The sequence below is a fragment of the Streptomyces sp. HSS9-12 genome, assembly GCF_054963655.1.
Genome location: NZ_JBUEGC010000064.1, coordinates 15,654 through 31,269, shown reverse-complemented (window position 1 = coordinate 31,269; position 15,616 = coordinate 15,654). Strand labels below are relative to the sequence as shown.

Here is a 15,616-nt window from a genome sequence, read left to right as displayed (position 1 = left end):
TTACGAGCCCACAGGCCGTGCGGCGCGAAGGTACCGGTCTCGAAACCGAACCAGTTCACACCGGTCAGGGTCACCTTGCGACCCTCGGAGTCCACGATGTCGCTCTTCTTCGTCGACAGGGCACCCTCGGCGACGCCATTCTTCGGGCCGCTGGACGGCAGATTATCCATCGAGAAAGCGGTCGCGGTTCCACCCACGGCGGCTGCCGCAACGATCGCTGCCGCGATACCCATCTTCACTCGGGTCGAGCGCACGTTTCGCTTCTTCTCCTCGGTCGTGGTAGCGGTCGTGTGGTCCATGGGGGAATTCATTCGGTAAGACTCCTGAGAAGGTCGGGGACGGCGGTCTTCAGAACGATTCGGGCGGTATTCGGGTGTGATTCCGGACACTCCCAATCGGGATTGGTGGCGGCGGTCAGTCGGAGGAGCAGCGCCCTCGGCAGAAGCTCTCTCAGCGCGTGGACCAGCTGTTTCGCCTGTCGACTGGCCCTGTCCACGTCGATGAGCACCACATCCGGCTGCAGGCGACGGGCCAGAGAATTTGCTTCATCGGCCGTGCTCGCAATTCCGGAGAGTTCTAGTCCGGGCTCCTCTGCCACGAGGTCGGCGAGAGCATCCAAAACCAGTGGGTGATGCTCCACGACGAGAACTCTGTGCATAGGCGGAGGGGCTCCTTCGGGGCGGCTGCTGTCACTCGAAAACATTAGGGAGAGGCCGGGTCCCGAATCGTCGTACGCCCGATTGAATTCCCACTACATCAATTGAATGAAGTGCGCACACACCAATCGGCCGAATCCCGTCTACTTCAATTGAGGTAGAGGAATTCGGCCGATTTAGGACATATGTGTATGAGTCGGTTATGAGGGTGTGGTGCCTGCCGGCAGGGGCGCGGGGGATCAGCAGCCGACGCGGAGGGTCAGCGGCCGTCGACGCGCAGGGATTGGCCGCCGTGGGCATGGAGGGGCAGCGGCGATCGACGCGCGGTGATCGGCCGCCGTGCACGCGGAAGATCAGCGGTCGTCGATGTGCCAGGGCCGCCGTCCATGCGGAAGATCAGCGGTCGTCGATGCGCCAGGGCCGCCGTAGACGCAGAGGAACGGCGGCCGTCCCTGCGTAGGGGCCGGCCGCCGTGGACGCGGACGGGGGTCAGTTGGCCAGGCGGTAGGCGTAGTCGGGCAGGAAGACGCCCGCGGCGGCCGCGCAGCCGTCTGCCTGGCCCGGATGCTTCACCCAGAGATAGGCGTCGATCCCGCCGATGCCGGTGTCGGCGGTGGGAGGAGTGCCCAGCTTGCGGCCCGGCGGATCGCAGAAGCGGTGCTTACGGGCCGGTCCCATGCCGTTACGGCTGGTGTCGATCACTGCCCCGAGCCGCGAGTCGCCCAGCTTCTTCAGCAGGGCGAGCCCATAGCGGATCTCGTCGCCGGTGGCGTTGTAGTTCGAGACATTGAGCGCGATGCCGTCCCCGTACCGGTCGATGCCGGCGCGCCCCAGGCGCTGGGCCATGGTGTCCACAGGCAGCCAGGCGGAATTCCCCGCGTCGAAGTACACCCGGGCACGGGGTGCGTGCTGCTGCAGGGCATGGCCGGCGGAGGAGAGCGCTGCGAACCGATGGGCCTCCTGCCGGCGGTCCAAGCAGCTCAGACTCCCCAGAGCGTCGGGTTCGAGGATGACCACCGCGCGGTCTGCCCCGATGCCGCGCGCGAAGCTCTGAATCCAGCGCCGGTAGGCGGTCAGGTCTCCGGTGCCACCGGAGCTCTTCTCGTCGCAGTCGCGGCGGGGGATCGCATAGGCGACGAGGACGGGAATGGTGTGACGGGCTGTAGCGGCGTCGACGACGGAGCGTACCTGTTGTCTGACCAGGGGCGGATCCGTCTCGGTGAACCACGCGGCCTGCGGCTGCTTGGCGATGCGCTTGCGGATGACCTTTGCGCGGTGGTCCTCAGGGTGCTCGCGCGCCCACGAGGCGGCCGGCATGTCGGGGTCGGCGTAGAAGCGCGTCGTCGCCGGGAAAGTCGGTTTGGCGAGGCGGGACGGGGAGCCGGCGGGCTGGGCGAAGAGGACCTGCATCGCGGCCACGATCATGGCGACGCCGACCACCAGGGTCACGGTGATCAGACGGGCACCGCCTCTGCCCGCCGCCCATCCGGGCAGATGACCCTGCGGGCCCCATCCCGCATGCGGCAGCAGGCGGCCAGGGCGCTCAGGACTGCCGGACCGCCTGTTCACTGCCGTGGGATCCGCCGTCACTCCGCGTCCGGGGTGCCCTTGCGGCGGCTGACCAGGATGAAGCCGATGATGGCCAGTACGACCAGGGCCGCCGTGACCACCCCGACGGTCAGCAGGGCGGAACCCTCCGAGGACCGGCTGGCCGGGGTGGCGCTACGGTCGCCCTTCAGCGCCGGATCGGCGGCGGCGGACGGCGCGGTGCGGTCCGCCAGCGCCTTGGCGGGAGCGACGATCCCGTAGCCGTAGTGCTGGTTCCGCCCCGCGGAACCCTTGTGATCGGCTGTGTCGATCAGATGCCGGACGACCTGGTTGCCGGTCCAGCGCGGGTGCTCCGATCTCAGCAGCGCAGCGCTGGCCGCCACCCAGGGGGCCGCGAAGTCGGTACCGTCGCCCGTCCAGTACTCGCCGCCCCGCGCGGTGGTCAGGATGCCCACGCCGGGCGCGGCCAGCGACACCGCCTTGCCGCGGTGGGAGTCAGGCCACAGGGCGGCCTTCTTGTCCGTGGCCGAGACCGCGACCACTCCGGGGAAGGACGCCGGATACGTGGGCCGGTTGTCGCTGCCGCCGTTGTCGCCCGCACCCGCGACGACCACGGCATCCTTGTCGATCGCGTACTTGACCGCCGAGCGCAGGGCGCGATGGGGGGAATTGAACGCCACGGCCACATCGATGACCTTCGCCCCGTGCTGCACCGCGTAGCGGATGGCCTTCGCGCTGGCATCCGCGGTCGGCTTTGAGTTCCGGTACACCCGCAGTGGAAGCACCCGGGCCTCGGGGGCCAGCCCGTGCAGCCCGTCGCCGCGGTAGTTGCGCCCGGTCCCCACGATGATCCCGGCCGCACTGGTGCCCTGATTGCTCGGGGCACCCTGGTCGCGCGTGCCATTGACGGTGGAGCCGTCTCCGAGGTCCGCGCCGGGAACGATCCGCCCCCGGAGATCGGGATGGGAGGCCTCGACCCCGCTGCCGATGACGGCGACGGTCACGCCCGCTCCCTTGCTGACCTCCCAGGCCCGGTTGGCCTTGAGCGCCGCCAGCGCCCATTCGGATTTGCGCAGTGCGCCGGACTCGGCGGGGCTTTCCACGGTTCCAGCGGCAAAGGTGAGCGCCATCAGCGCTGCGGAGACCGAGGCGCGGACAGCAAGCGGGTGGCGTGACAAAACGTGACCTGGCATTACGTCACCTACCGTGAATCGCGCGGGACGCAAGGCCGTGGGCGTCCGGACCAGCTCAGCCGCCCGGACCGAGCACCCCGACAAGGATGCGATGGGGTAAGACGTCTGACCGCTCCATCTTGAGCGCGCATGCCCCGGCGCTGGCACCCGCGACGGGGTGATCCGCCATCCCCCATCTCGGGGAGTGGGCCGGATCCGCCGATACGCGTTCCTCCCCCATTGGGGGGAGAGAACGGATCCACCGAAGGTGGCGTACAGGCTCCCCCGGAGTCGTGATGTTCCTCGATATCCGGGAGAGCACCCTGGTACTGGCATCAACCAATTCCTGATGCAACGGGCCTAGGGAGTCGCAATGCAGCATTTCCGAACGCTCGGCGGCCGCACCGGACAGCCGAGCGTACGGTTGACCGTCGCCAGGAGGCGAGGTACGGCCCTTGCGCGATCGCCCTTGCTGAAAAGTCCGCTGACCGGCCGAGCACTGAAATTCGCGGTGGTCGGTGGGGCCGGCGCGATTGTCAACTCGGTGGCCCTTTTCGTACTGCACCGCTGGGCCCGTCTGCCGCTGGTGGTGGCATCGGCGCTCGCTGTCGAGCTTGCCGTGGTTCACAACTATCTGCTGAACGACTGGTGGACCTTCGCCGTACGCTCACCGTCTCTCAGGCGGTTCGTCAAGTTCAATGTGTCGATGCTGGGCGGCCTCGCCGTCAACGTGTTCGTCGTCTGGGTCCTGGCCGACCTGGGGATGCACTTCCTGCTCGCGAACGGCCTCGGCATCGCTGCCGCCTTCGCCGTCAACTTCGCCTCCAGCGCGGGATGGGTGTGGGGGAGGCGGAGTCGATGATCCTGCTGTATGGGGTCCTCATCCTGATCTCGATCCTGCTGACGGTCCAGTCGTCCCATGTCCTCTTCATGATGCTCTACACCTGGGACCAGCCCGGCGCCGAGAAGAAGGCCAAGGCGCCGGACACCTTCGTGGACCCCGAGCTGTCGTTCAGCGTGCTGCTGCCCGCCCGGCACGAGGAGGAGGTCATCCAGACCACCATCGACCGGGTCGTACGTGCCGACTACCCGTCTGAACTGCTGGAAGTGTTCGTCATCTGCTCGGCGGACGACACCGGCACGATAGAGAAGGCGGAGGAGAAAATCGCGGAACTGAGTCGTGAGGGGCTGCACAACGTCGAGGTCGTCACCTTCAACGACAAGCCGATCAACAAGCCCCACGGACTCAATGCGGCTCTGCCGCATACCGCGCACGATGTGATAACGATCTTCGACGCGGAAGACGACATACACCCCAAGATCTTCAGCCTGGTGAACACGGTGATGGTCCAGGAGCGGGTCAATGTCGTTCAGGCCGGCGTCCAGTTGATGAATTTCCAGTCCAACTGGTACTCCACGCTGAACGTCCTCGAGTATTTCTTCTGGTTCAAGAGCCGGCTGCATTATCACGCCCGCCATGGCGCCATCCCACTGGGCGGCAACACCGTCTTCTTCAAACGCGCTCTGCTGGTGCGCCTCGGCGGTTGGGACGACCACAACCTCACCGAGGACGCGGACATCGGGCTGCGGCTGTCAGTCATGGGTGAGCGGGTGCGGGTGGTCTACGACGACCGCTATGTGACCAAGGAGGAAACGCCGCCGACGCTCGGCCACTTCATACGGCAGCGCACCCGGTGGAGCCAGGGCTTTATGCAGACCCTGAGCAAGGGCACCTGGAGGCAGATGCCCTCGCGCAAGCAGCGGTGGCTCGCCTTCTATGTGCTGGCGTTCCCGCACGGGCAGGCGTTGCTCGGCTTCTACCTCCTGATCTCCCTGGGCATGATCCTCATCCTCAAGGTGCCGGTGCTGATCGCCCTGGTCACCTATCTGCCCGTGGTGCTGCTCATGGCGCACTTCCTGACCCAGGCGGTGGGCCTGCGCGAGTTCACCCATGCGCACGGTCTGGAGGCGTCGCCGAAGGCCATGGTGCGGATGGCCATCGCCTGGCTGCCCTTCCAGATGGTCCTGGCCTACGCGGCGATGCGCGCCATGCGGCGGCAGCTGCTCGGCCGCCATGACTGGGAGAAGACCCAGCATGTGGGCGCCCACCGCTCGGCGACCGAGGAGGGCGACTCCAATGCCGCGTAGCCGCAGATCATCGCATCTGACCCTGGTCGGCGAGAGCCCCCAGGCGCCGCCCGCTCGGCCTGTCCGCCGTCCGGCCAGGAAGAAGCGCCTGTCCGTGCAGGCAGGCCGCTTCCCCCCGCTGGGGCAAACCGGGAAAATCGCGCTCGTCGTTGCCGTGCTCACCGGCCTCATCACGCATGGCTACCACCTCTTCCGCTATCCGCTGTACCTCACCGACGAGGGCATCTACATGCAGCGTGCATGGTCGCTGCTGCGTGAGACCCGGCTGTCCCCGTACACCTACGACTACGACCACGCCCCGGGTGGCTGGATCACCCTCGCCGGCTGGGTGTTCCCCCTGCCAGGGCAGTTCGAGACCTTCGGCAACGCGATCAACACCGGCCGGTTCCTGATGCTGATGGCGCACGTCGCCAGCGTCTTCCTGCTGTTCGAGATCACCCGCAGGCTGTCCGGCCGTGTGCTGGCCGCGTCCGTGGCGGCCTTCTTCTACAACTTCTCCCCCCTCGCCATCTACTTCCAGCGGCAGGTCCTGCTGGACAACCTGATGATGTTCTGGGTGCTGCTGAGCCTGTTCTGCCTGCTGCGCAAGCACAGCCGGGTCAGGGACGCGATGGCCGGCGGACTCGCCTTCGGGATCGCCCTGATCACGAAGGAGAACGCGATCTTCTTTGCCCCGGCGTTCCTGTATCTGCTGCACCGGAGGATCAAGAACTCCGCGAACCACCGGTTCGCCAAGACGCTCTGGCCGTTCGCCGCGGGGGCCCCGATCGGTGCGTATCTGATGTACGCGGTGCTCAAGAACGAGCTTGTGCCGAGCGGGCTGGACTTCGACCTCAACAACCCGCCCGCCGACCACGTGTCGCTGCTTTACACCCTGTGGTGGCAGATCAACCGTAATCAGGGGAGCCTGCTCACCCAGAACGGCCTCCTGTACACCAGTTGGCTGCCCCGGGACCGCATTCTGCTGCTGGCCGGGCTGGTCGCCATGCTCGTCAGCCTGTACTGGGGACTGCGGGACCGCAATCGGAATCTGGGTTTCCTGGTCGTCGGAATGCTCAGTCTCGGTTATGCCTTCTATCTGGCGCGCGGCAGCGTGGTGCTGGATTTCTATGTGGCCCCGTTGATTCCGATGCTGGCGATGACCATTGGCATGGTGACGGGCCGCGTGCTGAGGCGAATCCGGCCGATGCTGCGGACGCCGCTGCTCGCGATGGCGGGTGCCCTGCTGATACTGGCACCGGCCACCGGCTATTTCCTGCACACAAACAACGAGGGAAAGGTTCAGGTCGCGGACCAGTACCACCTGTCCCTCACCACCATGCAGGAAGCCCAGATCGCCTGGGTGCGCAAAAACGTCCCGCCCACCGCGAGGATCATTACGGATGACGACGTCTGGGCCCAACTGCACGACGTCCGCCCGTTCTACCCGTACGCGCATTCCCACTGGAATGCTTCGTCCGACCCCGATGTGCGGGACAAACTGTTCCGGCGGAAATGGAGCAATATCGACTACATCGTCATGTCCAACCGGATGCGGCAGTCCATCGTCGGAAACAACAGCGATGGCCGTGAGGACTGGATATTGGAGGCGCTGAAGAATTCCGAAAGAGTCTGGTCGGCGAGTCAGGGCAATATCAAAGTCGAAATATATCGGGTGAGATAGCCACCGGGACTGGGGGTGAAGGTCGTGCCCGAGAACGAGGACTGGGACGTTCCCGAGAACGAAGAAGAAGAACAGGACGTGCTCGAGGACGAGGACTGGGACGATCCCGAGAACGAGGAAGAGTTCGATCCGGAGGACGAGGACGAGGACGAGGACGAGGGCGAGGGCGAGGACCAGGACGAGGACGAGTTCGCTCCGGAGCGCGAGGAGAACGACGGTCCCGAACGCCCGAGGAAGCGGATCACCTGGAAGTCGGTCCTGCTGACCATCGTGGTGCTGGTCGTCGTCGGCTCGCTCGTCCAGGTGGTCCTGCGGAGCGGCGGATTCGGCGGCGCCCTCAGCACCACCGGTGACCAGGGCGGCTCGAAGAAGAGCCAGACTCAGGACGTCAAGCCGAAGAAGAAGCCGAAGACGGTCGAACTGGGGAACAAGAGGATCCCGCGATCCGCCGGTGCCATCATCGTGATCAACCCCGGCCTGGTAGCGCCTGGTGCCAGGGCCACCATCGAGGGCGCGGGCTTCGACGCCAAGTCCACCGTGGATCTGATGATCAAGACCGGCAAGTCCTCGAAGGGCAAGGTCATTCAGACGGTGAAAGCCGACAAGAGCGGCTCGATCTTCGCGGGCTTCAAGACGCCAGAGACGTCGAGCGGCCAGCCGGCCACGGTGGTCGCGCAGCAGCGCAGCGGCAACAACGTGGCCGAAGCCCAGCTGATCTCCGGCGGCGGAATCGGCATGGTCAAGGTCAACAAGGCTGCGGGCAAGCCCGGCGACAGCGTGTCGCTCAACGTACGCGGCTTCGGTCCCGGCGAGACGATCAACGTCTACTGGGGACGGACCACCGGTACTCCCGTCACCACGCTGCACGCCGACGGATCCGGGGGCATCGGACGGGCGGACGTCAAGGTGGGAGTGGCCCCGACGGGTATCAGCTCGCTCGTGCTGGTCGGTACCAAGACCAAGACCACGGCCACTGCTCCGTTCCAGGTGCTGGGCCTGTACCCAACGGTCAAGTCCTCGCCGTACGCCCTCAAGCCGGGGCAGCGGATCGGCGTGTCCGCCAGGGGATTCGCACCCAAGGAGCGCGTGCTGATCTACATCAACTCCGCCGGCGGCATCCCTGCCTTCACCGCGCAGGCCAACGAGAACGGCGCGGTCAGCGACATCGGCTTCAATGTGCCGTTCGGCCTCAAGGGCCCGCAGAAGCTCACCGTCATCGGCGACCAGACGCGGGCTGTCGTGCGCTCGGGCTTCACGGTCCTGCCGTTCACCCCGACTGCCGAGCCGAGCGCCTTCGGCGCGAAGCCCGGCACCACGATCAGCTTCTACGTCTCCGGCTTCGCGCCGAACGAGCCGGTGACCATCTACTCCGGTGGCACCCATGACGGCGGCGGGCAGAAGATCGGGACCTTCCAGGTGGACGCCCAGGGCAAGGCCAAGGGTGCGGGCGCCTACAAGATCGTCAACGAGAACGGTGTGACCTTCAGGCTCGTCGGCCAGAAGAGCGGAAGCACGGCCACGGCGTCCGTGAACAACGCCCAGGGCCAGGGCCAGGGCCAGGGCCAGGGTGGTCAGGGTGGCCAGGGTGATCAGGGTGGCCAGTGAGGCCAAGGCGGCCAGAGTCGAAGCCCGTAGGCGTAGGCCAGAACCGCCCTGTGTTCCATAGTTGTAGTAGCCACGTCCTGGAGTGTCCGATGAGTGCAATTTTCGGCCCCAACTCTCGACGGGTCCTGCAGCTCTTGACCCACATAGAGGACCTCTCTCCGGAAGAGATCGACCGGGTGGCCGATCTGTGGAAGCAGACCTCCAGCCAGACCCGCGCCGAGGGGTGGGCGGAGGTGCGCCGCACCACGACCGATGAGGAGCGCTACCGGATCCTCGTCGCCGCGTCGGTGGCGCGCAGAACCGCCCTGGCCGCGGCGCAGCAACACGACCGGCGGGACTGGGCGTTCTGGGCCGCGGTCTGGGACGCCGCGGCGGCGGTGTCCGTCTGCGACCGGATAGGCAGCCACTACGACGTTCTCATCGCTCCGCTGGCCGCGGTCATGCCGTCACTGGCGCACTGCCGACGCGACGAACTCAGCAGCAGAGAGCTGCAGGGTGCCGTCCTCAGGAGAGGCGGCGGTTAGCCGTGGCCGGCGAGCCCATCGACGTCGTGGTGGCCGATGACGATCCATCGGTTCGAGAGGCGCTTGCGGATCTGATCCAGTCACACCCCGCCCTCAACCTCGTGGGTCTGGCCACCGACCACGAGGAAGCGGTCCGGGTCGCGACCGAGCGCCACCCACGGGTGCTCGTCATGGATGTGCACATGCCCAAGGGCGATGCACCCAGCACCGTTCGTACCCTTCGCGGCCGAGCGCCCGAGACCAAGGTCGTGGCCCTCTCGGCGCATGAGGACCGGGAGACGGTGCTGGATGTCCTGACGGCCGGAGCCGCGGGCTATCTGGTCAAGGGCACCCCGGCCGAGGAGATACTGGAGGCGATCACGCGGGCTGCGCGCGGCCAGTTCAGCATGTCGGCGGCCCTCGCCGCCGACTGCGCCGAGCCGCTCAGGCGCGCCGGCCGCGCGTCCTGGCGCTTCGAGGACCTGGTCAGCAGCCGGCTCGAGGAGTCCTATCTGGAGCTCCTCGGCCAGGCACCCTGCGGGGTGCTGGTCGTCGGGTCCGGAGGCCGGATCGAGTTCGCCAACGCGTACGCCCGGCATACATTCGGGTACAGCTCTGCCGAGTTGCGGGAGAAGCAGCTGCGGGACCTGGTCCCCGAGCGCTTCCACACCACCGTCGAGCAGCTGACCGAGCGGCTGTTCACCGCGCCGTCCGGGATGGCCGGCCGCCGCCGGGACGGCACCGAATTCCCGGCTCAGTTCAGCGGCGGCCAGCTGCAGGGCAGGCGCCCACGGTATGTGATCTTCGTGGCTGACCTGAGCGAGATACGGGCCGCCGAGAGCCGGTTCCGGCAGCTCATCGATTCCTCTCCGGACGCGATGGTGATCGTGGACTCCGCCGGGCGCATCCAGCAGGCCAACCCCCGGGCCGAGTCGCTGTTCGGCTACGACCGCGATCATCTGCTCGGCAAGCCGGCCGAGACGCTGCTGCCCGATCAGCCGCTGACCATATCGCTGCGCGACTGGGCCGAGACGCATGAGGAGCCGGCGGGCCACAGCATGGAACTGGTCGCGCTGCGCAGCGACTCCAAGCAGTTCCCGGTCGATGTCAGCGTCAGCCCGCTGCGTACCGAAGAGGGTCTGCTCACGGTCCTGACCATCAGGGACATCACCGAGGTACAGCGCGCGCAGTTCGTCCTCGAACGCAGTCTGGAACTGCTGGAAGTCACCGACCGCGACCGGCAGGCGCTGCTCAGCCATCTCGTCCACGCCCAGGAGGAAGAGCGGGGCCGCATCGCCGCCGACATCCATGACGACACCATCCAGGTCATCACCGCGGTCAGCCTGCGGCTGCAGCAGCTGCGGCGGCGACTGCGGGACCCGGACGAGGTCAGGGTCATGGACAAGCTGGACGAGACGCTCAAGCTGTCGCTGAGCCGGCTGCGGCAACTGATCTTCGATCTGCGCCCGTCCAGCCTGGAGCACGGCAGTCTGGCCGCGGCCCTGCGCGTCTATCTGGAGCAGATGCGTGCCGAGACCGGAACGCAGTACCGGCTCGAGGACCGGCTTTCGGCCACACCCCCGGTCGAGACCATGGCGCTGATCTACCGGACCGCCCAAGAGGCCCTGATGAACGTGCGCAAGCACGCGCGGGCGAGGACGGTGCGGGTGCAGCTGATGGGGCTCGACGACGGCTGCCTGGTCCGGATCGTCGACGACGGCGTCGGCTACGACCCGCTCGAAGTGGAGTCCCGCCCGGGCCATCTCGGCCTGGCGCTCATCCAGGAGCGGGCCCAGATCGCCGGGGGCTGGTGCCGCATCGAGAGCACGCCGGGCTCCGGCACCACGGTCGAGTTCTGGGTGCCGCTCGGCGAATCGCCCGTCAAGGGCCTGGGCTCCTTTGGGCCCCGGGAAGGGGACAGGGAGACGTGAGCGCGCCGGACAACCTCATCAAGGTCCTGATCGTCGAGGACCACCGCGTGGTGGCGGAGGGCCTCTGGGCGCTGTTGGCCGAATATCCGGACCTGACCGTGGTCGGCTGGGCCGACTCGGTCGCCGAGGTTGTCCCCATGGCGAAAGAGCTGGACCCCGATGTGGCGCTGGTCGACTTCCGGCTGCCCGACGGCACGGGAGCCGACGCGGCGGCCCGCATCCGGGCCCACGACCCCTCCACCGCCATCGTGATCCTCAGCGGGGACGCCAGCGACGAGGCCCTGATGGCCGCGGTGGAGGCCGGCGCCTGCGGATATCTGCTCAAGTCGGCCAGTGGCGACGAGATCGCCGCGGCGATCCGTGCGGCGGCCGAGGGGGAGACCCTGATCCCGGCGAACACGCTCATGGAGGTTCTGGCCCGGCACCGGGAGAGCGCCCGCGCATCCGCCGAACAGACCCAGCGGCTGGAGAGCCTCACGCCCAGGGAACAGGAGATCCTTGCGCTGATGGCCCAGGGCCTGGACAACAGGGCCATCGCCGAGCGCCTGCACATCAGCTACGCCACCGTACGCACCCACGTACGCAAGATTCTCGAGAAGCTGGACGCGCGGTCTCAGCTGGAGGCCGTCGCCAAGGCAGCCGACTGGGGCTTCCGCCCCCCGGAGCCCGGCGGCACCGAGTGATGAAGGAGGCCGAGCCCCTCCTGCGTGATCGCGTGCCGCGCCTGTGGCGGCCGCTCAGCCGCAGGCATACGGTTCTCCTTCTGATCACCGCGGCCTGCTACGGGGCGGTGGTCGTGGGCGTCCTCGCCACGTCGTTCCTGGTGCGGCTGGACTGGCAGGTGGTGCGGTGGCAGCCCTACGCGCGGTGGCCGCAGGCGCACGCCCTCGTCGACGTCATCGTCGTCGCGGGGCAGCGCGGACCGTCGGCCATCGCCGCGGCGGCCTGGCTGGGGATACGGGCCTGCCGGACCCGGAACGTGCGCCCGCTGCTCGTGCTCGCGGTCGCCCTGGTCCTGCTCAATGTGAGCGTTGGAGCCGTGAAGATCGGTCTGGGCCGCCTGGGTCCGCACTACGCCCAGACCGTCGGTTCCGCCGAGCTCTTCCGGGGCGGAGAGATCTTCCCGTCCGGCCACACCGCGAACGGCGTCGTCACCTGGGGCACCCTCGCCTACCTCGCCACGCGCCACCGCCGGGCGGGAGCCGCGGCCGCCGGCGCCCTCGGCTTCACCGTCGGACTTTCCACCGTCTACCTGGGCACCCACTGGGTCAGTGACGTGCTGGCGGGCTGGGCGGCGGGCGTGCTGGTCCTGCTGGCGCTGCCACTGTGTGAGCCGGTCGTCACTCGTATCTGCGAGCGGTCCACAGCGCTCCGGGCCCGGGCGGCCCTCCCGGCGGCCCCGGCCGGTGCCGGACCCGGCAGCGGGGTGCGGGGCGCGCTTGTACGCGTACCGGGCCGGTCGTGCCAGGCCCGCTACGGGCCGGTGTACGGGGCCACCGCCGCCCCGTACGCAGGCCCCACGGCACGCGCACCCCCGGCTTCTCCCGCGGCTCGGGGCGCGGGTCAATCCCCCAAAAGTGGAATCTCAGTGAGCCGTACGGGGTTCCTGTTACAGACCATGTTCTCCGAGCGGGAGAGCCATAGTGGTGGTTCAAGTGCTCATCGCAGACGACCACGCGGTTGTCCGGCAAGGCCTGCGGATGTTCCTCGGCCTCGACGACGACATCGCCGTCGTCGGTGAGACGACCAATGGCCGCGAAGCCGTACGCCTCGCCCGGGAGCTCTGCCCCGACGTGGTGCTGATGGACCTGCTGATGCCGGTGATGGACGGCATCTCGGCCACGGCGGAAATCCGCCGGGACCTGCCGGAAGTCGAGGTGGTGGCGCTCACCAGCGCCCTCGACGACGCCATGGTGATGGGGGCGGTGCGCGCGGGAGCGATCGGCTTCCTGCTGAAGAACGCCGAGGCCGATGAGCTGCGGCAGGCGGTCAAGTCCGCGGCCGCGGGCCAGATACATGTGTCTCCGGTCGCCATCTCCCGGCTGATGGGCCAGGTCAGGGCCCCGACCGGGCCGGAACAGCTCACCGAGCGCGAGACCGAGGTTCTGATGATGCTCGCCCGCGGCAAGGCGAACAAGGAGATCGCCCACGACCTGCGCATCGGGCAGCAGACCGTGAAGACGTATGTGAGCCACATCCTCAACAAGCTCGGCGTGCACAGCCGGACCCAGGCCGCCGTCTACGCCGTTCAGGTGGGACTGGTGTCGGCAGGCGAACTGATCCAGCCCGGGCCCGAGCCGATGGGTGCGACGAGAGAGCGCTGGTGGTCGGTGTGAGTGGCTTTCGGCATGCCACACGAAGGCGCCGGTGCGCGGGGCGGCGGCGGCCCGGGCCCGTGCTCGTGGTGAGCACGCAGGGCACCCGGCTGCTCCACGAGGACGCCCGCGCGGACGCGATCCTCACCCTTGACCGCGACGGATACATCCGCAGCGCCGGCGCCGGTACCGCACTGGCGCGGCAGTTCCCCATCGAGGACGTCGTCGGCCGGCATGTGTCGCGCTTCTACGCCTCCGAGGAGGTGGCCTCCGGCCGCCTCGCCCGAGCCCTCGCCGCTGCGGCCAGGGACGGTACGCACTCGGAGAGCGGCTGGCGACTGCGCGCGGACGGCTCCAGATTCTGGGCCGACACCGTGATCACGGCGATCAGGGACGCGGGCGCCCGCGTCACGGGATACTCCGTCGTCATCCACGACATGACCGGACACCGGCAGCACCTCCAGCGGCTGCGTGCGGTTGCCGAGGTCAACCAGAAGATCCTCGACGGCGCGGCCGGCGACGATGTGCTGGCGCTCATCGCCCAGCGCGTACGGGAGACCGTTGGTGCCGATGCGGCACTGGTGATGGCCCTGGACTGGGGCGACGTCCTGACCGTACGCGCCGCCGCCGGGTTCGAGACCGCCGCTCCGCGCAGCCTGCCGAAGCCCGAGGAGTCCGAACTGGCCGGTGAAGCGATCCGGACCGGGCGCCCGGAGATCTTCTCGGACACCGACCGGAAGTCTCCCGAGGGCCGCTCCGCGCTCCACGGCGCCGGTCTGGCATCGGTCCTGACCACCCCGCTCACAGTGCGCGGGCGGACGGTGGGCGTGATCCAGGTGGCGAACCGCTTCGGCGGGCGCGGCTTCACCGTCGACGACCTCCAGGCCGTCGGACTGTTCGCGGGACCCGCCGGCCTGGTGATCGAACAGGCCCGGACCCACGAGGACTTGCGCCGACTCGCCTGCACCGCGGTCGTCGGACAGGACACTCTGCTGCAGACGCTCGACACGCTGGCCACCAGCGCGGTGGAGCGCACGAGCAGCGCCAGCTGCACCGTCTATCTGCTGGAACCGGGGCAGACCCTGCGCCTGGTCGGCGGCCACGTCAGCGACGCGCCACCGCCCTCCGGCCCGCCCGGGCCCCTGGGAACGAGTCCCGGAAAGGCGGCGATGGATGCGATCGCCTCAGCGGCGCCCGTCATCCAGGACGACCGCCGGGGACTGGGGGCGGCCGGCCACGATGCGCACCTGGGGCGCCGACCGCGCCGGGCGAGGTGGGGCGCCGTCGCCTGCCTGCCGCTGCTGCGCCGCAGCCAGGCCATCGGGGCGATGTGCTGCTACTTCCCGGAGGGGCGGCGGCCCGGCGACCGCGACCTCACCGTCCTGGAGATGATCGCCGGACAGGCGGCCTCCGCGGTGGAGCACGACCGGTTGCGGACGGCCGCGCAGGAGACGGCCGTACTGGAGGAGCGGCACCGGCTGTCCCGGGAGCTGCACGACTCCGTCTCCCAGGCCCTGTACGGCATCGCCGTGGGCGCCCGAACCGCCCGCGAACTGCTGGACCATGACGTCGCCAAGGCCGCCGAACCGATCGAGTACGTACGTCATCTCGCCGACGTCGGCATGGCCGAGATGCGGGCAGTGCTCAGCCGGCTCAGACCCGAGTCGCTGGAGACGGACGGACTCGTCGCTTCACTGGCCAAACAAGTGGAGGCGCTCCGCACCCGCTACGGAGTCGAGGCCGAGGCGATGCTCGGGTCCGAACCGGACACCACGCCGGAGGCCAAGCACGCCCTGTACCGGATAGCGCAGGAGTCGCTGCACAACGCGGCCAAGCACTCCGGGGCACGGCATGTGCTGCTCCGCCTGCTTGCCGGCCCGGATTCGGTCACCTTGCTGGTCACCGATGACGGCGTGGGCTTTGATGCCCGGGGCACTTTCCCCGGCCGTCTGGGGCTGCGCTCCATGCAGGAGCGGGCCCGTGAAGTGGGCGGAATGCTGAAGGTGGACAGCCGGCCCGGCCAGGGCAGTCGTATCCGTGCCACGGTCCCGGCGCGCCCGTAAGGGTTGCCGCGG

General features: G+C 68.3%; 13 protein-coding genes and 1 pseudogene. 10 read left to right on the top strand and 4 right to left on the bottom strand.

The window, feature by feature from the left end:
* The 4 genes and pseudogenes from ACY34J_RS26010 to ACY34J_RS25995 form a co-directional block, all read right to left on the bottom strand.
* Window positions 1-299, bottom strand: a pseudogene (locus ACY34J_RS26010) (glycoside hydrolase family 5 protein); the annotation flags it as partial.
* Window positions 300-307: 8 nt separating this feature from the next.
* Complete coding sequence (locus ACY34J_RS26005) at window positions 308-658, bottom strand: response regulator transcription factor (protein ID WP_462729036.1); 351 nt, start codon at window positions 656-658, stop codon at window positions 308-310.
* A 487-nt stretch (window positions 659-1,145) separates the two neighbouring features.
* Entirely contained in the window at window positions 1,146-2,105 is a 960-nt protein-coding gene (locus ACY34J_RS26000; protein ID WP_462729037.1) for a glycoside hydrolase family 6 protein, read from the bottom strand.
* Window positions 2,106-2,242: 137 nt separating this feature from the next.
* Window positions 2,243-3,397: a S8 family serine peptidase gene (locus ACY34J_RS25995; protein ID WP_462729038.1), complete on the bottom strand. Its 1,155-nt coding sequence runs from the start codon at window positions 3,395-3,397 to the stop codon at window positions 2,243-2,245.
* A 523-nt stretch (window positions 3,398-3,920) separates the two neighbouring features.
* Here ACY34J_RS25995 and ACY34J_RS25990 point away from each other — a divergent pair.
* The 10 genes from ACY34J_RS25990 to ACY34J_RS25945 all read left to right on the top strand — a co-directional run bounded on the left by ACY34J_RS25990 (window position 3,921) and on the right by ACY34J_RS25945 (window position 15,604).
* On the top strand, window positions 3,921-4,238 hold the full coding sequence (locus tag ACY34J_RS25990; protein ID WP_462729039.1) for a GtrA family protein: 318 nt from the start codon (window positions 3,921-3,923) through the stop codon (window positions 4,236-4,238).
* On the top strand, window positions 4,235-5,524 hold the full coding sequence (locus tag ACY34J_RS25985; RefSeq protein WP_462729040.1) for a glycosyltransferase: 1,290 nt from the start codon (window positions 4,235-4,237) through the stop codon (window positions 5,522-5,524). Before ACY34J_RS25990 ends, ACY34J_RS25985 begins: the two co-directional genes overlap by 4 nt.
* A complete protein-coding gene (locus ACY34J_RS25980) occupies window positions 5,514-7,187 on the top strand; it encodes a glycosyltransferase family 39 protein (RefSeq protein WP_462729041.1) in 1,674 nt (557 codons plus the stop codon). Before ACY34J_RS25985 ends, ACY34J_RS25980 begins: the two co-directional genes overlap by 11 nt.
* Window positions 7,188-7,211: 24 nt before the next feature.
* On the top strand, window positions 7,212-8,792 hold the full coding sequence (locus ACY34J_RS25975; RefSeq protein WP_462729042.1) for a hypothetical protein: 1,581 nt from the start codon (window positions 7,212-7,214) through the stop codon (window positions 8,790-8,792).
* A gap of 89 nt (window positions 8,793-8,881) precedes the next feature.
* Entirely contained in the window at window positions 8,882-9,316 is a 435-nt protein-coding gene (locus tag ACY34J_RS25970; RefSeq protein ID WP_462729043.1) for a hypothetical protein, read from the top strand.
* A 2-nt stretch (window positions 9,317-9,318) separates the two neighbouring features.
* Window positions 9,319-11,226 (top strand): PAS domain S-box protein, encoded by a 1,908-nt coding sequence (locus ACY34J_RS25965; protein WP_462729044.1) that lies wholly within the window; start codon window positions 9,319-9,321, stop codon window positions 11,224-11,226.
* Window positions 11,223-11,909, top strand: coding sequence for a response regulator (locus ACY34J_RS25960; RefSeq protein ID WP_462729045.1), 687 nt, complete (start codon window positions 11,223-11,225; stop codon window positions 11,907-11,909). Before ACY34J_RS25965 ends, ACY34J_RS25960 begins: the two co-directional genes overlap by 4 nt.
* The gene (locus tag ACY34J_RS25955) at window positions 11,909-12,967 is read left to right on the top strand and encodes a phosphatase PAP2 family protein (RefSeq protein WP_462761977.1); all 1,059 of its coding nucleotides are present in this window, start codon (window positions 11,909-11,911) and stop codon (window positions 12,965-12,967) included. Before ACY34J_RS25960 ends, ACY34J_RS25955 begins: the two co-directional genes overlap by 1 nt.
* Window positions 12,870-13,562: a response regulator gene (locus tag ACY34J_RS25950; protein WP_462729047.1), complete on the top strand. Its 693-nt coding sequence runs from the start codon at window positions 12,870-12,872 to the stop codon at window positions 13,560-13,562. The genes ACY34J_RS25955 and ACY34J_RS25950 overlap by 98 nt, the downstream gene beginning before the upstream one ends.
* Window positions 13,563-13,630: 68 nt before the next feature.
* Complete coding sequence (locus tag ACY34J_RS25945; protein ID WP_462729048.1) at window positions 13,631-15,604, top strand: GAF domain-containing protein; 1,974 nt, start codon at window positions 13,631-13,633, stop codon at window positions 15,602-15,604.
* Window positions 15,605-15,616: the final 12 nt, after the last annotated feature.